The 22,111-nt window shown below is 57.2% G+C and carries 19 protein-coding genes; 6 read left to right on the forward strand and 13 right to left on the reverse strand.

What is annotated here, in order from left to right; genetic code table 11:
* Positions 1–4 precede the first annotated feature (4 nt).
* Complete coding sequence (locus LQ945_RS16705; RefSeq protein ID WP_270101273.1) at positions 5–619, reverse strand: LysE family translocator; 615 nt, start codon at positions 617–619, stop codon at positions 5–7.
* 129 nt (positions 620–748) lie between these two features.
* Between LQ945_RS16705 and LQ945_RS16710 the strand changes: the two genes are divergently transcribed.
* From LQ945_RS16710 to LQ945_RS16725, 4 genes are all read left to right on the forward strand, one after another.
* Positions 749–1,549: a threonine/serine ThrE exporter family protein gene (locus LQ945_RS16710; protein ID WP_044554143.1), complete on the forward strand. Its 801-nt coding sequence runs from the start codon at positions 749–751 to the stop codon at positions 1,547–1,549.
* The gene (locus LQ945_RS16715) at positions 1,546–2,010 is read left to right on the forward strand and encodes a threonine/serine exporter (protein WP_020825172.1); all 465 of its coding nucleotides are present in this window, start codon (positions 1,546–1,548) and stop codon (positions 2,008–2,010) included. Before LQ945_RS16710 ends, LQ945_RS16715 begins: the two co-directional genes overlap by 4 nt.
* Before the next feature lie 143 nt (positions 2,011–2,153).
* Positions 2,154–2,636, forward strand: coding sequence for a type 3 dihydrofolate reductase (gene folA, locus LQ945_RS16720; protein ID WP_020825173.1), 483 nt, complete (start codon positions 2,154–2,156; stop codon positions 2,634–2,636).
* Between the two features lie 193 nt (positions 2,637–2,829).
* A complete protein-coding gene (locus tag LQ945_RS16725) occupies positions 2,830–4,719 on the forward strand; it encodes a PhoX family protein (protein ID WP_270101274.1) in 1,890 nt (629 codons plus the stop codon).
* 39 nt (positions 4,720–4,758) lie between these two features.
* Here the strand turns inward: LQ945_RS16725 and apaH are convergent, their stop codons facing one another.
* The 6 genes from apaH to lptD all read right to left on the reverse strand — a co-directional run bounded on the left by apaH (position 4,759) and on the right by lptD (position 11,520).
* Entirely contained in the window at positions 4,759–5,610 is an 852-nt protein-coding gene (apaH, locus tag LQ945_RS16730) for a bis(5'-nucleosyl)-tetraphosphatase (symmetrical) ApaH (protein WP_270101275.1), read from the reverse strand.
* A gap of 2 nt (positions 5,611–5,612) precedes the next feature.
* Positions 5,613–5,990, reverse strand: coding sequence for a Co2+/Mg2+ efflux protein ApaG (gene apaG / locus LQ945_RS16735; protein ID WP_012005174.1), 378 nt, complete (start codon positions 5,988–5,990; stop codon positions 5,613–5,615).
* Between the two features lie 12 nt (positions 5,991–6,002).
* Positions 6,003–6,821: a 16S rRNA (adenine(1518)-N(6)/adenine(1519)-N(6))-dimethyltransferase RsmA gene (rsmA, locus tag LQ945_RS16740; protein ID WP_262240587.1), complete on the reverse strand. Its 819-nt coding sequence runs from the start codon at positions 6,819–6,821 to the stop codon at positions 6,003–6,005.
* Positions 6,814–7,806: a 4-hydroxythreonine-4-phosphate dehydrogenase PdxA gene (gene pdxA / locus LQ945_RS16745; RefSeq protein ID WP_044554147.1), complete on the reverse strand. Its 993-nt coding sequence runs from the start codon at positions 7,804–7,806 to the stop codon at positions 6,814–6,816. The genes rsmA and pdxA overlap by 8 nt, the downstream gene beginning before the upstream one ends.
* Positions 7,793–9,091, reverse strand: coding sequence for a peptidylprolyl isomerase SurA (gene surA, locus LQ945_RS16750; RefSeq protein WP_182820658.1), 1,299 nt, complete (start codon positions 9,089–9,091; stop codon positions 7,793–7,795). Before surA ends, pdxA begins: the two co-directional genes overlap by 14 nt.
* Positions 9,092–9,156: 65 nt before the next feature.
* Positions 9,157–11,520, reverse strand: a complete 2,364-nt coding sequence (lptD, locus tag LQ945_RS16755) for an LPS assembly protein LptD (RefSeq protein WP_270101276.1) — start codon at positions 11,518–11,520, stop codon at positions 9,157–9,159.
* Between the two features lie 228 nt (positions 11,521–11,748).
* Between lptD and djlA the strand changes: the two genes are divergently transcribed.
* Positions 11,749–12,570, forward strand: coding sequence for a co-chaperone DjlA (gene djlA / locus LQ945_RS16760; protein WP_020825180.1), 822 nt, complete (start codon positions 11,749–11,751; stop codon positions 12,568–12,570).
* A gap of 47 nt (positions 12,571–12,617) precedes the next feature.
* Here the strand turns inward: djlA and rluA are convergent, their stop codons facing one another.
* The 3 genes from rluA to LQ945_RS16775 all read right to left on the reverse strand — a co-directional run bounded on the left by rluA (position 12,618) and on the right by LQ945_RS16775 (position 18,864).
* Positions 12,618–13,268, reverse strand: a complete 651-nt coding sequence (rluA, locus tag LQ945_RS16765; RefSeq protein WP_270101277.1) for a bifunctional tRNA pseudouridine(32) synthase/23S rRNA pseudouridine(746) synthase RluA — start codon at positions 13,266–13,268, stop codon at positions 12,618–12,620.
* Positions 13,269–13,324: 56 nt separating this feature from the next.
* A complete protein-coding gene (rapA, locus tag LQ945_RS16770; protein WP_182820654.1) occupies positions 13,325–16,231 on the reverse strand; it encodes an RNA polymerase-associated protein RapA in 2,907 nt (968 codons plus the stop codon).
* Between the two features lie 269 nt (positions 16,232–16,500).
* Positions 16,501–18,864, reverse strand: a complete 2,364-nt coding sequence (locus LQ945_RS16775) for a DNA polymerase II (protein WP_270101278.1) — start codon at positions 18,862–18,864, stop codon at positions 16,501–16,503.
* A gap of 184 nt (positions 18,865–19,048) precedes the next feature.
* Between LQ945_RS16775 and LQ945_RS16780 the strand changes: the two genes are divergently transcribed.
* A complete protein-coding gene (locus LQ945_RS16780) occupies positions 19,049–19,819 on the forward strand; it encodes a DedA family protein (RefSeq protein ID WP_270101279.1) in 771 nt (256 codons plus the stop codon).
* Between the two features lie 27 nt (positions 19,820–19,846).
* Here LQ945_RS16780 and ilvN read toward each other — a convergent pair whose 3' ends face one another.
* The 3 genes from ilvN to ivbL form a co-directional block, all read right to left on the reverse strand.
* Positions 19,847–20,140 (reverse strand): acetolactate synthase small subunit, encoded by a 294-nt coding sequence (ilvN, locus tag LQ945_RS16785; protein ID WP_020825185.1) that lies wholly within the window; start codon positions 20,138–20,140, stop codon positions 19,847–19,849.
* 3 nt (positions 20,141–20,143) lie between these two features.
* Positions 20,144–21,838 carry an acetolactate synthase large subunit gene (gene ilvB, locus LQ945_RS16790; protein ID WP_270101280.1) on the reverse strand — a complete coding sequence of 565 codons (1,695 nt, stop codon included), beginning with the start codon at positions 21,836–21,838 and terminating at the stop codon, positions 20,144–20,146.
* 111 nt (positions 21,839–21,949) lie between these two features.
* On the reverse strand, positions 21,950–22,063 hold the full coding sequence (gene ivbL / locus LQ945_RS16795; protein ID WP_218167600.1) for an ilvB operon leader peptide IvbL: 114 nt from the start codon (positions 22,061–22,063) through the stop codon (positions 21,950–21,952).
* Positions 22,064–22,111: the final 48 nt, after the last annotated feature.

Below are 22,111 nucleotides of genomic sequence, written 5' to 3' on the forward strand. Positions count from 1 at the left end.
CGAATTAACTCAGCGCCACCTTGATACCCAGAGCAATCAGCATCCCGCCCAGCAGCTTATCCACCACCTTTTGCGTTTTCTCCAGGCCACGACGCACCGGTCCGCTTTGGATCAGGAACACCAGAACCGGCCACCAGAGTGCAGACAGGCCAAGGATAATCCCCGCATACCACAGTTTTTCGCCCAACCCTGAGTCGATTTGCAGCACCTGAGTGAACACCGCGAGGAAGAACAGCGTAGCTTTCGGATTTAGCAGGTTACACAGGTAGCCCTGTACGAAGGCGCTTTTCAGGCTTGTTTGCTGCTGCGGCAGGTTACTGACGTTCATCTTACTGCCGCTGCGCGACAGCAGCGCCTGAATGCCGACCCAAATCAGGTAGACGGCACCGGCGTATTTCAGCACGTTGAACAGCCATGGCGTGGTGGTGATCACTACCGCCAGCCCGGCGACGCAGTAAGACATGTGAGTGGCGACGCCGCAGATCACGCCGAAAGCCGTCATCATCGCGGCCAGACGCGGGTAGCGGGCGGCGTTCTTGATCACCAGGAAAAAGTCCGGGCCGGGTGACAGCATACCCAGGGTGGCGATGCCGGCGACGAACAGCGAAGTTTCAAGCATGATTTGACTCTCTGCACAAAAGGCGTAATGGAGGCGATAATAACGCCACGTCCCCTGATACGCATCAACCAAATGAGGTAATGTTTGGCAATATGATGAATATTCACTCAGGGATCACGACGGAGCCTCATGCATCAGACAACCCACATAGATCTGCCGGAAGCGCAGCGGCAGCAGCGTGAAATTACCCGCCTGTGCATTCAGTGCGCTTTGCTGTTGCTGCAGCACGGCGCCGAGAGCACGGTGGTTGAGCAGTTATCGACCCGTTTGGGGATAGCGCTGGGGATGGACAGCGTTGAAAGTTCAATCTCGGCCAATGCGGTAGTGCTGACGACCATCAGCAACGGTGAGTGTCTGACTACTACGCGCAAGAACGTCGATCGCGGTATCAATATGCAGATGGTGACGGAGGTGCAGCACATCGTTATTTTGGCGGAGCATCGGCTGGCGGATGTGCATGACGTTGCCCGGCGCTTCGACAAGATCCGCCCGTTGCGTTATCCACGCTGGCTGGTGGTATTGATGGTGGCGCTGTCATGCGGTTGTTTCAGCGTGCTGAACGGGGGCGATCAAAAGGCCTTTGCCGTCACCTTTATTGCCAGCGGTCTGGCGATGACGGTGCGTCAGGTGCTGACCGCGCGCCACATGAATCCCTTGATCAACTTTTGCCTGACGGCCTTTGTCGCGACCTCGGTTTCCGGGCTGCTGCTGCGGCTGCCGGTGTTTAACGAAACTTCCACCGTGGCGATGGCCGCCAGCGTATTGCTGCTGGTACCCGGTTTCCCACTGATTAACGCAGTGGCCGACATGTTCAAGGGGCACGTCAATACCGGGCTGGCACGCTGGGCTATGGCCAGCCTGCTGACGCTGGCCACCTGTATCGGCGTGGTGATGGCGATGTCGCTTTGGGATCTGCGGGGGTGGTCATGAGTCTGCTCTGGGCCTTATTGCAAGATATGCTGCTGGCGGCGGTGCCGGCGTTGGGTTTCGCCATGGTGTTCAACGTGCCGCTTCGCGCTCTGCGCTATTGTGCGCTGTTGGGGGCAATTGGCCACGGCTCCCGCATGCTGATGATGCATGTGGGGATGAACATTGAATGGTCATCGCTGCTGGCGGCGATCCTGATTGGCATCATCGGTATTTATTGGTCGCGCTGGTTGCTGGCGCATCCGAAGGTGTTTACCGTGGCTGCAGTGATCCCGATGTTCCCCGGTATCTCCGCCTATACCGCGATGATCAGCGTGGTGGAGATTTCGCATCTGGGTTACAGCGAGGCGTTGATGGCCACCATGATGACCAACTTCCTCAAGGCCTGCTTTATCGTGGGGGCATTATCGATTGGGCTGTCATTGCCTGGGCTGTGGTTATACCGCAAACGTCCCGGCGTTTAAGGAGCATGGGCCAAAAATTGTTGGGTATTAGATATACTGATAAGAGCTATCTTATATATTCATATTGCTTGATTAGCCTATCGACGACCGTTGGGGCTTTACGTATAGTGTGAGCAATTTTGCTGCCTACACAGGGTTTAACAATGATTATCAGCCTGATCGCTGCCTTGGCGGCGGATCGCGTTATTGGCATGGAAAACGCCATGCCTTGGCACCTGCCGGCGGACCTCGCGTGGTTTAAACGTAACACGCTGAATAAACCGGTTATTATGGGCCGTAAAACTTTCGAGTCTATTGGTCGTCCGTTACCGGGCCGCCATAACATCGTTTTAAGCAGCCGTCCTGGCACTGACGCTGGGGTGACCTGGGCGACTTCGCTGGACGAAGCGCTGGCCGCAGCCGGTGATGTGGAAGAAGTGATGGTGATGGGCGGCGGGCGTATTTATACCCAGTTCCTGGCACGCGCTAACCGTATGTACCTGACGCATATCGATGCCGAAGTCGGTGGTGACACCCATTTCCCAGACTATGAGCCGGACGAATGGGAAACCTCGTTCAGCGAGTTCCACGATGCCGACGAGTTGAATTCTCACAGCTATTGCTTCGAGATCCTAGAACGCCGTTAATGGCCGCTGATTAACCCTATCCTTCTGAGGGCGCAAGTGATTGCGCCTTCGTCTTTTTACGCTCCGCCTGTCTCTGACTTTTTGTTGTAACATTTTCGTCACACTTCCTGATTAGTATGAAGCCCAACTCTGAGCGCCCCGGCAACTCTGGTGAATCTCGATCGTGGCGCCATATTAAAAAGGAAATAGACCCATGACGACCAAAATTGAGCAATTAGATGCCGATCGCCTGACCGATCCCACTCGCCGTAAACTGTTGCTGGGCAGCGCCGGTGCCGTTGGCCTGGCCGGTTTCCTCGGGGGCGGTATTTGGACGGTTTCCGCTCAGGCTCTGGCGGAAGATTTGCCACCGAACAAGCTGCTGGGCTTTAAAGGGATTGCCGCTTCCACCGCCGATGAGGTGGCAATCGCGCCAGGGTATCGCGCCGAGGTGCTGATCTCCTGGGGTGAGCCGCTGGTCGAGGGGGCTGCCGCTTTCGACCCACAGGGCAACAACAGCGCCGCCGATCAGGAAAAGCAATTCGGCGATAATAATGACGGCATGAGCTTCTTCCCGATTGATGACAACCACGGCGTGATGGCCATCAACAACGAATACGTCAACGAACAGTACCTGTTTGCCCACGGCGGCAGCAAAGCCACCAGTCTTGAAGACGTACGCAAGTCACAGGCTGCCCATGGCGTTTCTATTGTAGCGGTACGCCGTGTGGGTGATAGCCAACGCTGGGAAGTTGAGCGCCCATCGCGTTACAACCGCCGGATCACCGCCAACACCGAGATGCAGTTCAGTGGCCCGGCTGCCGGACACGCGCTGCTGCAAACGGCGGCGGATCCTAGCGGTCGCAAGGTGTTGGGTACCTTCGGCAACTGCGCCAATGGGAAAACCCCCTGGGGCACTTACCTGACCTGCGAAGAGAATTTCGATACCTATTTCGGCACTCACCAGGCCGACTACAAGACCACGGCGGACCAGAAACGCTATACGTTGAAAGTCAGCGAACCTGAGCGTAACTGGCCGGATTTCGACGAGCGCTTTGACGTGGCGAAGAACCCTAATGAATTCAATCGACATGGCTGGATCGTCGAAATCGATCCGATGAATCCTGCCTCAACGCCAATCAAGCATACCGCGCTGGGTCGCTTCAAACATGAAAATGCGGCGGTAACCGTCGCCAAGGATGGTCGCCTGGTGGTCTATATGGGTGACGATGAGCGTGGTGAGCACATCTATAAATACGTCTCCAAAGGCGTGGTTGACGTGGCTAACCCGGCCAACAACCGCAGCCTGCTGGATGAAGGCACTTTGTATGTGGCGCAGTTTGACGGGGATGCCGGCGGCACACCGCTGAAAGGTACCGGGCGCTGGATAGCGCTGGAGTTCGGTAAAAATGGCCTGACGCCGGAAAATGGCTTCCGCGATGAGGCGGAAGTGTTGATCTTCGCCCGCAAGGCTGCGGCGCAGGTGGGGGCGACCAAAATGGACCGGCCGGAATGGATTGCCGTCAACCCGCATGATGGGCGCGCCTACTGCACGCTGACCAACAACAGCAAACGGGGTGAAGAAGGCATGCCGTTGAATGCCGCTAACCCGCGTCCGAACAATGTCTACGGCCAGATTATCCGTTGGGATGAAGGCGGTGATGCCACGGCGGCGTCGTTCAACTGGGATATTTACGCGCTGTGCGGTAACCCGATTGCCCATCCGGAAGGCGTGAATCGCGGTACGCCAAATATCACGGCCGACAATACTTTCAACAGTCCGGACGGACTGGGCTTTGATAAGACCGGTCGCCTGTGGATCCTCACCGACGGTAAATACAGCAACAAGGGCGACTATGCCGGGCAGGGCAACAACCAAATGCTGGTGGGCGATCCGCAAAGCGGCGAAATTCGTCGCTTTATGGTTGGGCCAAAGTCATGCGAATTGACCGGCATTACCTTTACTCCCGATTACAAGACGATGTTCGTCAACGTACAGCACCCGGGTGAAGAAGGTGACTCTCATTTCCCGAACAATAGCCCGCGTCCGCGTTCATCCGTATTGATGATTACGCGTGAAGACGGTGGAGTGATTGGGGCTTAAGAAGAAAACAGCGGGGCGGCATTGACCGCCCCGGCTGGATTATGACGCGGCCTGTTGATGAACGCTGTCGGACAGATCGCTGCGGTGGGCCGGTTGGGTAAAGTATTGCCGATCTTCCCAGCGCAACATGGTCAGATCGCCCCCCCAGCAACAGCCGGTGTCCAGGCCAATAACGCCTGCCGGCGTGCCTTTGCCTTCCAGTGATGCCCAATGACCGAAGACAATGGTGTAATCGGCATCAACCAATCGCGGCAATTCAAACCAGGGTTTCAGCGGAGCAGGCGCGGTGCCTGGCGCATCTTTGCAGATCATATCTAGCTGGCCGTTCGGGAAGCAGTAACGCATGCGCGTCAGGGCATTGGTGCTGAAACGCAGACGCGCCAACCCGCTCAGTTCCGGACTCCAGTTGTTCGGCATGTCGCCGTACATGGCGTCGAGGAACAGCGGATAGCTGTCGCTGCTCAATACGGCTTCCACTTCGCGGGCGCAAATTTGCGCGGTTTCAATGTCCCACTGCGGCGTGATACCGGCATGCGCCATCACCAGCTTGAGTTTCTCATCGACCTGCAGCACCGGTTGGCGGCGCAGCCAGTTGATCAGCTCATCGGCATCCGGGGCTTCCAGCAGCGGCGTGATGCGATCTTTGGGCTTATTGCGGCTGATGCCGGCGTAAACGGCCAGCAGATGCAGATCGTGATTGCCCAGCACCATGCGTACTGCCGGCCCGAGCGAGCGCACGTAGCGCAGTACGTCCAGCGAACCGGGGCCACGCGCCACCAGATCACCGGTCAGCCACAGCTGGTCATGCTGGGGATCGAAGGCAACCTGGGCCAATAGCGACTTGAGTTCATCAAAACAGCCATGAACGTCGCCGATAAGATATGTCGACATAATCAGTGAATCAGCGTTGGAATGGCTAAGCGGAACACGGGAATAGCGGTCTGGAACGGCTGACCCTGATGATCAACCATTTCGTAATGGCCTTCCATGGTACCCAGCGGCGTTTCAAGAATGGCGCCGCTGGTGTATTGGAATTCGCCCCCGGGCGGAATGAGCGGCTGCTCGCCGACCACGCCTTCGCCCTGAACTTCGGTTTGACGGCCATTGCTGTTGGTGATCAACCAGTAACGGCCGAGCAGCTGCACGTTGAAACGCCCCAAATTGCGAATGGTGATGGTATAAGCGAAGACGTAACGTTCTTCCTCAGGTATCGACTGTGATTCCACATAGACACTTTGTACCTGAATACATACGCGAGGCGAATCAATCATGATCACTACTCCTTATTGCTGCGGCGCGGGATTGGCTGAAAGCCAGTTAGCCAGCTTACAGTATTGCGCCACAGAAATATTTTCTGCTCTAAGTATCGGATCGATACCCAATTCCGTCAGTTGCTCCGGAGTGAACAAATCCCCCAGGCTATTGCGGACAGTTTTCCGGCGCTGGTTGAACGCCTGAGTCGTAATGCGGCTCAGCATGCGCACGTCACCCACCGGATTTGGATTCACCTTGTGCGGTACCAGACGTACCACTGCGGAATCCACTTTCGGCGCCGGAGTGAACGAAGTTGGTGGCACTTCCAGCACCGGAATAACGTTGCAGTAGTACTGCGCCATCACGGTTAAGCGCCCGTAGGCTTTGCTGTTAGGGCCGGCAACCAGGCGGTTGACCACCTCTTTTTGCAACATAAAGTGCATGTCGCGAATGGCCTGAGTATAGCTGAAAAGGTGGAACATCAGCGGCGTCGAGATGTTGTACGGCAGGTTGCCAAATACGCGCAGCGGTTGGCCTGCCTGCTCGGCCATTTCGGCAAAGTTCACCGTCATGGCATCTTGCTGGTGAATGGTCAGTTTGTCTTTCAGCTGCGGATGGTTTGCCAGACGAGCCGCCAGATCGCGGTCGAGCTCAATCACCGTCATGCGGTCCATGCGTGCGCCGACCGGCTCGGTCAGTGCGCCCAGGCCGGGACCGATTTCCACCACGGCTTCACCCGGCATCGGGTGAATGGCGGAAACAATGCTATCGATGACAAACTGATCGGTTAAAAAGTTCTGTCCAAAGCGTTTGCGGGCAAAGTGCCCTTGGTGGACTTTATTATTCATTACAATTAATTATCATTTTAATGGCGAGATTCAAGGCCGTTTTGAAACTGCCCGCATCGGCGGTGCCGGTGCCGGCCAGTTCCAGAGCGGTACCGTGGTCGACCGAGGTACGGATAAAAGGCAAACCGAGGGTAATGTTTACCGCCCGGCCGAACCCTTGGTATTTTAGCACCGGCAGACCCTGATCGTGATACATCGCCAGCACCGCATCCGCATGTTGCAGATACTTGGGCTGGAACAGGGTGTCCGCCGGCAGCGGGCCGATCAGATGAATACCTTCAGTACGCAGCGCGTCTAGCGCCGGGATGATGGTATCTATCTCTTCGCGTCCCATATGGCCGCCTTCTCCCGCATGCGGGTTCAGTCCGCAAACATATATCTGCGGCTGGGCGATGCCAAATTTGGTTTTCAGATCGTTGTCTAGAATGCGGATGACTTCAAACAGGCTTTGGCGAGTGATGGCACCAGGCACCGCCAGCAAAGGCAGGTGGGTGGTTGCCAGCGCCACGCGCAGCTCTTCGGTTGCCAACATCATCACCACGCGCTCGCAACCGCTGCGATCGGCAAAGAATTCGGTATGGCCGATGAAGGGCACTCCGGCGTCGTTGATCACGCCCTTGTTCACCGGGCCGGTGATCAGCGCAGCGAACTCGCCGTTTAGGCAACCGTCGCAGGCTCGCGCCAGCGTTTCCACCACGTAAGCGCTGTTACCCACATTCAGCTCACCGGCCACCACTGGATGAGCTGTCGCAACCGGCAACACCGTCAACGTACCCGCACGCTGTGGCTGAGCGGGGTGCTGTGGCTGATAGGTGCGCAGCTGTAGCGGCAGGTTCAACTGTCGGGCGCGTTCAAGCAACAAGGCCGGATCCGCGCACACCACCAGTTCAACAGGCCAATCCTGTTGCGCCAGCGCTGCCACTAAATCCGGCCCAACCCCGGCAGGCTCGCCGGGGGTGATTACGATACGATTATTGTTGTGCATTACCGTCAAGGATCTTCACGTAAGCCTGAGCACGTTGTTCCTGCATCCAGGTCTGCGCTTCTTCAGCAAACTTGCGGTTGAACAGCATGCGGTAAGCGCGATCTTTTTGCGCCGCATCGGTTTTGTCCACCTGACGCGTATCCAGCAGCTGGATCAGGTGCCAGCCGAAGGAAGAGTGCACCGGTTGGCTGACTTCGCCTTTGCTCAGCTTCATCAACGCGTCGCGGAAGGCCGGATCGTAGATGTCTGGAGAAGCCCAGCCCAGATCGCCGCCCTGCAGTGCAGAACCCGGATCCTGAGAAAGCTGTTTGGCTTCGTCAGCAAACTTGGCGCGACCGCTCTTGATGGCTTCGGCTACCGCTTGCAGCTTGGCGCGCGCCTGATCGTCGGTCAGCACTACGGAAGGTTTCAGCAGAATATGGCGAGCATGAACTTCGGTAACCGACACAGACTGGTTGGCGCCACGGATATCATTCACTTTCAGGATGTGGAAGCCTACGCCGGAACGGATTGGCCCAACCACTTCGCCTTTCTTGGCGTTAACCAGTCTTTCGGCGAACAGGGTAGGGATTTCCTGCAGCTTGCCCCAGCCCATGTTGCCGCCTTTCAGCGCCTGGGAGTCGGCAGAGTAGGAGATCGCCAGCTTGCCGAAGTCGGCACCGCCGTTGATTTCGCCCATCAGCTTTTTAGCCAGGGCTTCAGCATCGTCAACCTGCGCCTGCGACGGGTTTTCCGGCAGCGGGATCAGGATGTGGCTGATGTTCATTTCGGTGTCGCTGCCGTTCTGAGCGCCAACCTGGGTAGCCAGTGAGTCTACTTCCTGAGGCAGGATGGTGACGCGGCGGCGAACTTCGTTGTTGCGCACTTCACTGATCAGCATTTCTTTGCGGATCTGTGAACGGTAAGTGTTGTAGTTCAGGCCTTCATACGCCAGACGACTGCGCATCTGATCGATGCTCATTTTATTCTGCGCGGCGATGTTGCCGATGGCTTTGTCCAGATCGGCATCGGAGACGTTAATCCCCATTTTCTTGGCCATCTGCAGCTGGATGTTATCCATAATCAGACGTTCAAGGATCTGGTGACGCAGGGTCTTGTCATCCGGCAATTGCTGACCGGCCTGCTGCGCATTGAGCTTCACCGACTGCAACAGGGTGTTTACGTCGCTCTCAAGTACCACGCCGTTATCCACGACGGCGGCGACTTTATCCACTTCTTGGGGTGCTGCGAACGCGGTATTGGCACAAACCACCAATCCGAGAATAAGCGTTCTCCAGTTCTTCATACTTTTCCCATTCTGTAATCCGCAAATGCGGGTGAAAGTTCTCGTTTTCAAAGTGTTACAAAGTATCAAAATGCACGCTGGTAAGGCAGTATGCCGGAACGCAACATTTCCGCGGAGCCCAGACTGTGATCGCTGCTCAGGCCACGCAGTTCGATGTTGAATGAAACTTTGTTGTCATAAACGCTGGTATTGTTGCTGTTGTTCCAGTCGGTGATCTTGCGCTCGTAGCCCAAGGTCACTGCCCAGCAGCAGGTGTTGTACTTCAGACCGAGCAGCTGATCGGCAGACTGTTGGGCACGGGTGTCGTAGTAATAAGCCCCCACGACGGCCCAGCGATCGGCGATTGGCCAACTGCCGGTGACGCCCACCTGCGAAATACCATCCTGATAAGCCGGCACCTGCCTGGTGTTCAGTGCGGTTTCAATATACTCCGGCGTAGCGTAACGGTAGTTCAACTGCAAGACGCGCTCGGAATCCTGGCGGTATTCCACCACGGCGTTACCCAATGAGACGCTATTGAGACGCGTATCATACTGCAGGCCGCCACGCAGGCCCCAACGATCGTCGATCTTCCAATAGGTGTCGCCGGCCCAGGCCAGGCTGCCGGTGTCGTCATTGTTGTCGTAATTCGTCGTCTTGTCGCCGGTACGGGAACGGCTGAAGTAGTAGATTTGACCCACGGAAACGTTAAAACGTTCAACCAGCGCGTCATCATAAATGCGCGAGGTCAAACCGGTCGATACGCGGTTCTGTGAGGCAATGCGATCCAGGCCGCTGTAGGTGCGGTCGCGGAACAAGCCGGAGTAGTCGGTTTGCAGCAGCGTGGTGTCGTAGGTGTAGATGTTGCTTTGGTCGCGATAAGGGACATACAGGTACTGTACGCGTGGTTCGAGGGTCTGGGTATAGCCCTCGGACCAGTTCATTGGGCGATCGAACACCATCTTGCCGTCGACCTTGAACTGCGGCAACACGCGGTTGACCGAATCTTCGAGATCGGGGGCATCGCTGCCGGTACGGTTCTTGTAGTTGTTGGCGAAACCGTCAGGAATATCCTGCTGGTAATGGGTCGCCAGCAGCTTGGCTTCGGTATTGATACTGCCCCAGCCGTTGGTCAACGGCAGGCTCAGCGTCGGTTCCATATGCAGACGGGTGGCGTCCGGGCTATACGGGTTGACGCTGATAAACTTGGCGGCCTGGCCATAAATGCGGAAGTCGAACGGGCCGAGATCCTCTTTATAGTAGTTCAGATCGAGCTGAGGCTGAACTTTGTAGGAGTCTGAGCTGCTGCGATCGGTATCGTCGTAGATCTGGAACTGTTTGGAGCTTAAGGTCGCGTCCCAGTTATCAATGGCGTAGCCGACGCTGAATTTCTGCGTCGCATAACCGTCGGTGGTCGAACCGTATTTGGAATCCAGATCGGTAAAGTATTTGGAGTCGCTGACCTTGGTGTAGTCGACATTGAAACGCCACACCTGATCCATCACGCCGTTGTGGTTCCAGTAGAACAACCAACGCTTACTGTCGTCAGGATTGTCCTTGCTGTATTCCTTGTCGTCCGGCAACCAATCGAACTCCATCAGGCCCAGCCCCGGCTGCACCAGATAACGGAATTCGTTCTGTAACTGCAGACCACGTTTGGACATGTAATGCGGGGTGATAGTGGCGTCGAAGTTCGGCGCAATGTTCCAGTAATACGGCAGCATGAACTCAAAGCCATTGCTGCTGCCATATTTTGCGTTCGGGATCAGGAAACCGGAACGGCGCTTATCACCGACCGGCAATTGCAGGTACGGGCTGTAGAATACCGGTACGCCGCCAATTTTGAAGCGGGCGTTCCAGATTTCAGCGACCTGCTCTTCGCGGTCGTGGATCACTTCGGAACCGACTACGCTCCAACTGTTATCGCCCGGCAAACAGGAGGTAAAGGTCCCGTTTTCCAAAATGGTGTAACGGTTGGCGCCGCGCATCTTCATTTTGTCAGCGTCGCCACGTCCCTGACGGCCTACCATTTGGTAGTCGCCTTCATAAACGTCGGTATCTTTATTATTCAGGTTCGACCAGGCTTTCGGGCCTTTCAGCTTGATCTGGTTGTCGCTGTAGTGCACGTCACCCGTCGCGGTCACGGTGCGAACCGGTTCGGTTTGCCCCGCGTCCTGCGTCTGGTTCAATTCCACCTGTTTGGCGGTCAGGGTGCTGTTGCCTTGTTCAATATTCACGTTACCGGTGAACAGCGCGCTTTTCGGATAGTCCGCGCGGGAGTCATCAGCGTGAATAGTGACGGGCAGGCTGTTAGGATCGCCGCTGACCAGCGGTTTGTCATAAACAGGAACGCCAAGCATACATTGCTCGGCCAGGTCAGCCAGCGCGTGCTGACTGTAGAGTGCCGTCCAAATCAGTGTGGCCAGCAGTGTTGGGAAACTTTTTTTCATACGCGGTTTTGGTGTTCCGTCATCAGAGGCGTCATGTCCGGCAAACGGTCAGAGACTATATCACTCATCTGCGTTGCGCTAGTGTTAAATCCGGCCGTTTACTTGCGTCGTCGATAGGCGCAAAGATAAATGACAGGTATGATAATCCAAATCCTGAGAAAAATCGCCTTAACCCTTACCTAAGACGGAAGGGAGCAGTCGGCTTTCGGCATGATAATTGAGGAGTATATGCAGTATTGGGGAAAACTGCTCGGGGTCATCGTGGCCATTTGGGCTGGCGCGGGATTCTGGGGTGTAGTTTTGGGGCTGATTGTCGGTCATATGATCGACTCTGCGCGCAGCAACAAGCGCAGCCGGGGCTTTTTTACCGACCAGCAAACGCGGCAAACGCTGTTTTTCCGCACCACTTTTCAGGTGATGGGCCACCTGACCAAATCAAAAGGGCGCGTTACCGAGGCGGATATTCAGATCGCCAGCCTGTTTATGGATCGTTTGCAACTGCACGGGGAAGCCCGTACCGCGGCGCAGCAGGCGTTTCGTGAAGGCAAACAGAGTCAGTTCCCGCTGAGAGAAACGCTGCAGCAGTTCCGTAGCATCTGCTTTGGCCGTTTTGACCTGATTAGGATGTTTCTGGAAATTCAGATCCAGGCGGCGTTTGCCGACGGGTCACTTCATCCTAACGAGCGTCAGGTACTGTATGTGATAGCCGAAGAGCTGGGCATTTCGCGTGCGCAGTTCGATCAGTTCCTCAGCATGATGGAGGGCGGACGCCAGTTTGGCGGTGGTCAGCAGGGCGGTTATTCGCAAGGCGGTTACCAACAGGCGCAACGCGGGCCCACGCTGGAGGACGCCTGCAAGGTATTGGGTGTCAGCAGCAGCGACGACGCGACCACCATCAAGCGTGCTTACCGCAAGCTGATGAGCGAGCACCATCCGGATAAGCTGGTGGCGAAAGGTTTGCCGCCGCAAATGATGGAAATGGCCAAGCAGAAAGCGCAGGAAATTCAGGCGGCTTACGACCTGATCAAACGCGAGAAAGGCTTTAAGTAAAAAGAGGTGAGGGCTCGGTATTCGCTGAGCCCCTCTTTATATATCAGTCAGAAGTCGGGCTCGGCGCGAAAGTGCATCGGCGTCTGGAAAGCCGGATGGGTAATGCGCAGCTCTTGTGCATGAAGCTGTAAACGCGGAGCCATGGCTTTGGCTTCCGGCGTGGCATAGAAACCGTCACCGAGGATCGGATGACCCAGCGCCAGCATATGCACGCGCAGCTGGTGCGAACGGCCAGTGATCGGCATCAGTTTGACCCGCGTGCTGCCGTCGGCGTCGCGTGACAACACCAGATACTCGGTTTGCGCCGCTTTGCCGGTCTCGAAACACACTTTCTGCAGCGGCCGATTCGGCCAGTCGCAAATCAGCGGCAAATCCACCAGGCCTTCATCCAGCGCCAGATGCCCCCATACGCGGGCAATGTAGGACTTCTTCGGCTCGCGCTCACGGAACTGGCGCTTCAACTCACGCTCCGCCGCCTTGTTCAGCGCCACCACAATCACCCCGCTGGTGGCCATATCCAGACGATGCACCGATTCGGCAGCCGGAAAATCCGCCTGAATACGCGTCATCAGGCTGTCTTTGTTTTCCGGCGCGCGGCCCGGCACCGACAGCAGGCCACTTGGCTTGTTGACCACGATAATGTGCTCATCCTGATACAGGATATGCATCGGGCCCTGCGGGGGATTGTAGGGTTCCATTTTGTTGGCTCCGCTGAGAGTAACGGCAAGGGGAACCGCAGTTCCCCATGCACGGGTTACTGGTGAGTAACGACCACCAGACGGATCGCATCCAGACGCCATCCCGCTTCATTCAGGTTGACCAACACCTGCTTGCGGTTGAACTCCAGCGCTTCCACTTCGTCATCACGAATGTTTGGATTGACCGCTTTCAGCGCTTCCAGACGTGCCAGCTCGGTGCTCAGCTTGTCATCCGCTTCCTGTTTGGCCTGCTCGATCAGGGCGCGAGCCTGATCTTCAACCAGACTTTCCGCCTGTTGCAACATGGCGTGCACATCCTGTTGCACCGCGTTGACCAGCTTGCTGGAGGTGTGGCGGTTGACCGCGTTCAACTGGCGATTGAAACTTTCGAATTCAACCTGCGCGGCCAGATTGGTACCTTTGCGATCCATCAACATGCGGATTGGCGTTGGCGGCAGGAAGCGAGTCAGCTGCAGGTGCTTCGGCGCCTGCGCTTCGACCACGTACACCAGTTCGACCAGCAGGGTACCGACCGGCAGCGCCTTGTTTTTCAACAGGGAAACTGCACAGCTGCCGGTATCGCCGGACAGGATCAAGTCCAGGCCGTTGCGGATAATCGGGTGTTCCCAACTGACGAACTGCGCATCCTCACGCGACAGAGCCTGCTCGCGATCGAAGGTGACGGTGCACCCGTCCTGCGGCAGACCCGGGAAATCCGGCACCAGCATGTGGTCGGACGGCGTCAGCACAATCAGGTTGTCGCTGCGATCGTCCTGGTTGATGCCGACGATATCGAACAGGTTCAGCGCGAAGCCCACCAGATTGACGTCGTTGTCCTGATTGGCAATGGCTTCCGCCAGCGCTTGCGCTTTCTCGCCGCCGTTGGAGTGCATTTCCAGCAGGCGGTCACGGCCCTGCTCCAACTGTATTTTCAGCTGGTCGTGCTGCTGACGGCAGGCGTGAATGAACTCGTCCAGCCCTTCCTGTTCGGTCGGCGAAGCCAGGAAAGCGATCAACTGCTCGTAGCCGCTGTCGTAAATGGTACGGCCGGTTGGGCAGGTATGCTCGAAGGCATCCAGCCCTTCGTGGAACCAGCGGCCCAGCACTGCCTGAGCGGTGTTCTCCAGGTACGGCACCATGATTTGAATGTCATGCATCTGGCCGATACGGTCCAGACGGCCAATACGCTGTTCCAGCAGGTCCGGGTTGAACGGCAGGTCGAACATCACCAGGTGGCTGGCGAACTGGAAGTTACGGCCTTCCGAGCCGATCTCGGAGCACAACAGCACCTGGGCACCGTCTTCTTCGGAGGCGAAGTAAGCGGCGGCGCGGTCGCGTTCGATAATTGACAGGCCTTCGTGGAAGACGGCGGCGCGGATGGCTTCACGTTCCCGTAGCACTTGCTCCAATTGCAGCGCGGTGGCGGCCTTGGCGCAGATCACCAGCACTTTCTCGTGGCGATTGGCCACCAGATAATTCAGTAACCATTCAACGCGGGGATCGAAGTTCCACCAGGTGGCGTTCTCGCCTTCGAATTCCTGATAGATTTGCTCTGGATAGAGCATGTCGCGCGCGCGAGCCTCAACGGTTTTCTTCGCGCCCATGATGCCGGACACTTTAATGGCGGTCTGGTACTGGGTCGGCAGCGGCAGCTTGATTTGGTGCAGGTTGCGGTGCGGGAAACCTTTGACACCGTTGCGGGTGTTGCGGAACAGCACGCGGCTGGTGCCGTGGCGGTCCATCAGCATGGTGACCAGCTCCTGACGCGCCTGCTCGCTGTTTTCGCCGTCGCTGTTGGCGGCTTTCAGCAGTGGTTCAATGTCTTGTTCGTCGATCAGCTCGCCGAGCAGGTTCAGCTTGTCGTCGGCCAGGCGCTCACCGCTCAGCAGCAGGGTGACGGCATCGGCCACCGGGCGATATTTTTGCTGTTCGGCAACAAAATCGTGGTAGTCGTGGAAACGGTTCGGATCCAGCAGGCGCAGACGGGCGAAGTGGCTTTGCTGGCCAAGCTGCTCCGGCGTTGCGGTCAGCAGCAGCACGCCGGGAATGTGTTCTGCCAACTGCTCGATCACCTGGTATTCACGGCTTGGTGCGTCTTCGCTCCAGGCCAGGTGGTGAGCTTCATCCACCACCAGCAGGTCCCACTGGGCATCGGCCAACTCTTCCAGGCGCTGTTTGTTGCGGCGCACGAAGTCCAGCGAACAGATCACCAGCTGTTCGGTTTCGAACGGGTTGCTGCTGTCGAGTTTGGCCTCTGAGTAACGGCTGTCGTCGAACAGAGAGAAATACAGGTTGAAGCGGCGCATCATTTCGACCAGCCACTGGTGTTGCAGGGTTTCCGGCACCACGATCAATACGCGCTCGGCACGGCCTGCCAGCAGTTGCTGGTGGATGATCATCCCGGCTTCGATGGTTTTACCCAGTCCCACTTCGTCCGCCAACAAAACGCGCGGCGCATGGCGCTGGCCGACTTCATAGGCGATATGCAACTGGTGCGGGATCAGGCTGGCACGCATGCCGCGCAGGCCGGCAAACGGCAGGCGGTACTGCTCGCTCTGGTATTTGCGTGCGCGGAAACGCAGGGCGAAACGGTCCATACGGTCGATCTGGCCGGCAAACAGGCGATCCTGCGGCTTGCTGAAGGTCAATTTGCTGTCCAGCAGCACTTCGCGCATCGCCACACCGCTCTCCTGGGTATCCAGGCGGGTGCCGATATAGGTCAGCAGACCGTTATCCTCTTTGACCTCTTCGACCTGCAGCTCCCACCCTTCGTGGTTGCTGATGGTATCGCCCGGGTTGAACATCACGCGGGTGATTGGCGAGTCATTTCTGGCGTAGAGGCGGTTTTCACCGGTTGCGGGGAAAAGCAGGGTAATCATGCGTGCATCCAGTGCCACGACGGTTCCCAGTCCTAATTCGCTTTCCGTATCGCTGATCCAGCGTTGACCAAGTGTAAAAGGCATATATTGTCGGCTCGATTCTTTTAAGTAAGTCTTGTTACCGGGCGGAAAGGGCCGCGGCACCCGTATCAAACGTCTGCTAATCCCGATTTATTTTAATATGGCGGGCAATAGCTATTCATCCCATGCATACATCGTCAGACGACATGGGGGGTGTGTGGGTCCAGAATTTGGGAAGGGCGCTATGGTAATGGAAGGCGACGCGTTCGTCACCTGCAAAACCCGATGATTTTTCTTAACCCTTCACCAAAGCCCGCTTGGCGGGTGGAATGTCAAAACAGTCCCATCTGCCCGGTCACCAGCGTCGTAAAATCGTCATGTAAAAATGGCAGTATAGCGTCAGCCACCGGCTGCAGCTGGCGCTCCAGATAATGGGGATAATCAATCGCCGACTGCTGGGTCTCCAGCGGCTCCGGCCCGGCCACGGTCATGATATAGCTGATCCAGCCGCCGTTTTGGTATTGCAACGGTCGTCCCTGCTGACGATTATAGTCGTCGGCGATGCGTGCTGCGCGCACATGCGGCGGAACGTTGCGCTGATAGTCGTCCAGCTTCCTGCGCAGACGCTTGCGGTAGACCAGCCGATCGTCGAACTCGCCGTTAAGCGTTTGACTAACGTATTCACGCACAAAATCTTGGTAGGGCTGGCGTTTGAAAATGCGTTCATACAGCAGACGCTGAAACTGTTGCGCCAGCGGCGTCCAGTCGGTACGCACCGTTTCCAATCCCTTGTAGACCATCTCTTCACTGCCGTCTGGCTGGGCGATAAGCCCGGCGTAACGTTTCTTGCTGCCCTGCTCGGCGCCGCGAATGGTGGGCATCAGGAAACGCGAGTAATGGGTTTCAAACTCCAGTTCCAGCGCATTTTCCAGCCCGTACTCTTGCTGCAGATGCTGTTGCCACCATTGGTTCACCTGTTGCACCAGCGTTCGGCCTATTTGCGCCGCTTGCTGCTCGTCATGCGGCTGTTTGAGCCAAACGAAGGTCGAGTCGGTATCGCCGTAGATCACCTGATACCCCTGCGCCTCGATCAGTTCGCGCGTTTGCCGCATGATCTCATGGCCGCGCAGGGTGATCGACGAGGCTAATCGGGGATCGAAAAAGCGACAGCCGCTCGATCCTAATACGCCATACAGCGCGTTCATGATGATCTTCAATGCCTGCGACAGGGCTTTGTTCTGCTGACGTTTCGCCGCTTCACGACCTTGCCAAATCTGCTCGACGATCGCTGGCAAACAGTGCTTGCTGCGCGAAAAACGCGCGTGGCGAAAACCGGGCACCGAGTCCGCATCGCCTGGGTGCCGCATTCCTTCCACCAAGCCGACCGGGTCGATCAGAAAAGTGCGGATGATCGAGGGGTACAGGCTCTTGTAATCCAGCACCAGCACCGAGTCATACAGGCCGGGTTGCGAATCCATCACAAACCCGCCGGGGCTGTGTTCCTCGGGCTGTTCGCCGAGGTTGGGGGCCACAAAACCCAGCCGATGCATGCGCGGCATATACAGATTGCTGAAGGCGGCCACCGAACCGCCGCTGCGGTCGGCTGCCAGCCCGGTAACCGTGGCGCGTTCCAGCAGGAAGGTCAGCAACTCGGTTTTGGCAAAAATCCGCGTAACCAGTTCGCAGTCTTTCAGGTTGTAACGCGCCAGCGCGGGCTTGTCTTCGGCAAAGCGTCGGTCGATTTCGGCCATGCGCTGGTACGGGTTATCGATAGACTTGCCTTCTCCCAGCAGCGTTTGCGACACGTATTCCAGGCTGAACGAAGGGAAGTTCCAGGTGGCGGATTTCAAGGCTTCAATGCCGTCGATAATCAGGCGACCGGCGGCGGAAGCGAAAAAGTGATTCTGTTTGAAACCGTGTTCGCGCCACTCCAGCAGGTTGCCGCCACGGCCCAGTCTCAATGGGATCTGATAGCGTTCGGCGTGTTTTTGCAGCACGCGTAAATCGAACTGCACCAGGTTCCAGCCAATAATGGCGTCGGGATCGTGCTGCTCAAGCCATTGGTTCAGTCGTTCCAGCATTTGCGGGCGGCTGACGCAGTATTCCAACTCAAAATCCAGCGGCTCATTGCCGCCGTTGGCAGGCCCGAGCATATAAACCTGGCGCTGACCGCAGCCTTCCAGGGCAATCGAGTACAGCTCACCGTGCGCGGTGGTTTCAATGTCCAGAGAGACCAGCTTCAAGGTTGGGCGGTATTCCGGCGCCGGTTTCATTTGGCCGCCCTGCAGCAGGCCATTACCGTTTGCCTGACCGCTGAACCACACCGGTGCGGTGATGAAACGCTCCATCAGGTAGCGTTCCGGCGGACGGATATCGGCCTCGTAGACATTGACGCCACCGTCTTTCAGCAATTTTTCCAGCTTGATCAATTGGCGGTGCTGACGGCAGTACAGCCCCACCACCGGGCGATGGTGAAAGTCAGTCAACGGCAGGGGTTTCAGTTCCAGTTGCCGCTCCTCACGCAGCAGCAGTTCGGCGCGCTGGCGCTGTTCGGCCGGGATAAAGGCTACGGAGGTCTGCGGCGCCAGACGGAGTTGCTGCGGCCCATTGTCGGTCGCCAGCCAAAACTCCACCTCGGTGCCGGCAGGCGTATCACGCCAGTGGCGGGTGAGCAAGAAACCCTGTTGGAGTGACATCACGCTGTTCCTGAGAAGCTAAGCTGAAAGGGGAGATAGATAAATTATAGTATGGGTTTTTATACAGTCATTGTCCATGGCGGCACAGCTCTGCCAAAAAAGCATACAATTCACCGGTTGACTCGCTCCCGGCCGCACCGGACAATCCCACGCCCACGCGCTTTGGATAACGAACAGAGGTTTAATGGAAGCCTATTTACAACATTTGATCACCCAATCACTGGCTTTCACTCTGATGGTGGTCATGTTTGTCGCGTTTCTGGAATCGCTGGCGCTGGTGGGGCTGTTGCTGCCCGGCACGGTCATGATGGCCAGTATCGGTGCGTTGATCGGCAGCGGTCAGGTAGATTTCTATTACGCCTGGGCGGCGGGCATCGTGGGTTGCCTGTTGGGCGACTGGATTTCTTACTTTATCGGCCGCGCCTTCAAGGGGCCGCTGCACCGCTGGTCATTCTTGAAGAAGAACAAAGCGATGCTGGACAAGACCGAGCACGCGTTGCATCAACACAGTATGGCGACCATCCTGATTGGGCGTTTTGTCGGCCCAACGCGCCCGCTGGTGCCGATGGTGGCCGGCATGCTCGATTTGCCGCCGTATAAATTCGCGTTGCCTAACATCATCGGCTGTATTGCCTGGCCGCCAGTCTATTTCTTCCCGGGTATTTTGGCCGGCGTAGCCATCGACATCCCTGCCAGCGCCAACAGCGCGTTATTTAAGTGGCTGCTGTTTGCGGTAGTGGTATTGATTTGGCTGGCCGCCTGGCTGAGCTGGCGATGGTGGCGCGTGGGCAAACGCAGCGCCGACCGGCTTGGCAAGTGGCTGTCACCGGTACGTCTGCGGATGGCCTGCGTCCTGAGCTGGGGATTGGCGATCGGCACCTTTTATTACCTGCACCAGCAACCGCTGATGCCGGTCTACCGTCACCTGCTGTGGAAAGTGCTGGCCGGTCAATAACAAGGGGGCGTGACGCCCCTTTGCACCTTACTGGAAGAAGGCTTCCAGCTGTTCAAACACCCGCACGTCTTCACTGTGGCGTTTTACCTGCAGCACATCTTCGAGTTTTTCTACCTGGCTGATCATCTGCACCAAACGTTGATCGTCCGCCACCAATAGCCAGATGCGGCTTTGCTTACCGTCTTTCAGCGGCAGGCACAGAATGCCCTCCACGTTGAAGGCGCGGCGGGCAAACAGACCGCATACGTGCGACATCACGCCAGGGTGGTTACGTACCGCCAGTTCCAGGATCACCTGTGGGTTATTGCGTTGTTCTGACATGGCTTATTCTCCAATCATGTCGATGTTGGCAGCGCCCGGCGGCACCATAGGGAAAACTTTTTCATTAATATCAATCAGCGCGTGGATCAGGCAAGGGCCCGGGCGTTGGAGCGCTTCGGCCAGTGCCGCCTGCGGATCTTCTGCGGCATTCAAATCGCAGGTGTCCATCCCGAAGCCGGCGGCAATCTTGATAAAGTCGGTGCGCTTGGGATAGGCGGCGGCGAAGATGCGCTGCTGGTAGAACAGCGTTTGCTGCTGGTGCACCAACCCCAACGCCTGGTTGTTCATCAGGATGATTTTCACGTCCAGGTCATGCTCGACGGCGGTTGCCATTTCCTGAATGTTCATCATCAGGCTGCCGTCGCCGGAGAAACACAGCACCTTGCGCTGGGGTTCGGCCAAGGCTGCGCCGATCGCTGCCGGCAAGCCGAAGCCCATGGTGCCCAGCCCGCCGGAGGTCAGCCACTGGCGCGGCCGGCTCAGCGGATAGGCTTGCGCCACCCACATTTGATGTTGCCCCACGTCGGTGGTAATGATGGCGCTTTCGTCCACGCAGTGCGCGGCAGCCAACACCAGCCCGTAGTGGCTCAGCGGATCTTCGGCGTTAGGCATACTGAACGGGAACTCGCGCTTGAGATCATTGACGGTACTCAGCCATTCACTGCGTGGCTGCGCTTTGATTTGAGGCAGCAGTTGTTGCAGTACCTGCCCAACGTCGGCGTGAATGGCAATATTGGCCTGTTTGACTTTGCCCAGTTCGGCGCGATCGATATCTACGTGAATGATGCTGGCGTTTGGACAGAATTGCTCGGTCTTGCCAATCGCCCGATCGTCAAAGCGCGCGCCCAGCACGATCAGTAAATCAGCCTCTTGCAGAATAAAGTTGGTACTGCGCGCCGCGTGCATACCCAGCATGCCCAGCGACAACGGATGCTGCACCGGCATGGCGCCCAATGCCATCAGCGTCATGGTGGTGGGCAGGTTAGCGCGTTCAGCGAGCTCAATGGCCTGCTGATAGGCGTTGGCGCAGATGATGCCGCCGCCCAAATACAACACCGGTCGTTTGGCCTGGTTGATCATCGCGGCGGCCTGCGCCACGGCGGTGGCTTCAAAGGTTGGTGCCGCATCGGGAACGGCGATCGGCGGCAGTTCGTCCAGGCTGATAACCGCCGTTTGCACATCTTTCGGTACGTCGATCCACACCGGGCCAGGGCGGCCGGATTCAGCGATGCGGAATGCGTCGCAGATCACCTGCGGCAGTTCGCGGATATCGCGGACCAAATGGTTATGCTTGGTGATAGGAATCGAGATGCCGTAGGTGTCTACTTCCTGGAAGGCGTCGGTACCAATCATTGAAGAGGGCACTTGGCCGGTGATGCACACCAGCGGGATAGAATCGAGTTTGGCGTCGGCGATGGCGGTGACCAGATTGGTCGCGCCCGGGCCGCTTGAGGCGATACAAACCGCCGCCTTACCGTTAGCGCGTGCCATACCCTGCGCCATAAAACCCGCGCCCTGCTCGTGGCGAGCCAGGACGTGATGAATGCGGGTGCTTTGGCTCAGCGCGTCATACAGCGGCAGTGCCGCGCCGCCGGGAATACCGGCGACGGTGGTGATGCCCTGACGCTCCAGCAGATGAACGATCAACTCTGCGCCAGTGAAGCGGTTACCTTGATGTGGCGTGCCCGAAATTGCCATGTTCCTATCCTTTCTCAAGGCCGGTTTGCTTTTCTGGGCAGGGGGCTAAAACTAAAAACCCCGCCCGGTTTGCGCCGGCGGGGTTTGGGAATCGATGCGTTGATTCGGACCCTACGGCGCATTGCCGACGACCACCACCACACGCACGACGACCACCGCGGCTGGTAGCGCGGTAATTAGTAGGGTCGAAGTCAGCGAGGATGCGATCACAGGGAACCTTATCATCAGTAAAAAAAGTCAGGTTTTTATAAAACCACAGGCGAAAAATTCGCA

Source organism: Serratia liquefaciens (assembly GCF_027594825.1).
GTDB classification, from domain to species: Bacteria; Pseudomonadota; Gammaproteobacteria; order Enterobacterales; family Enterobacteriaceae; genus Serratia; species Serratia liquefaciens_A.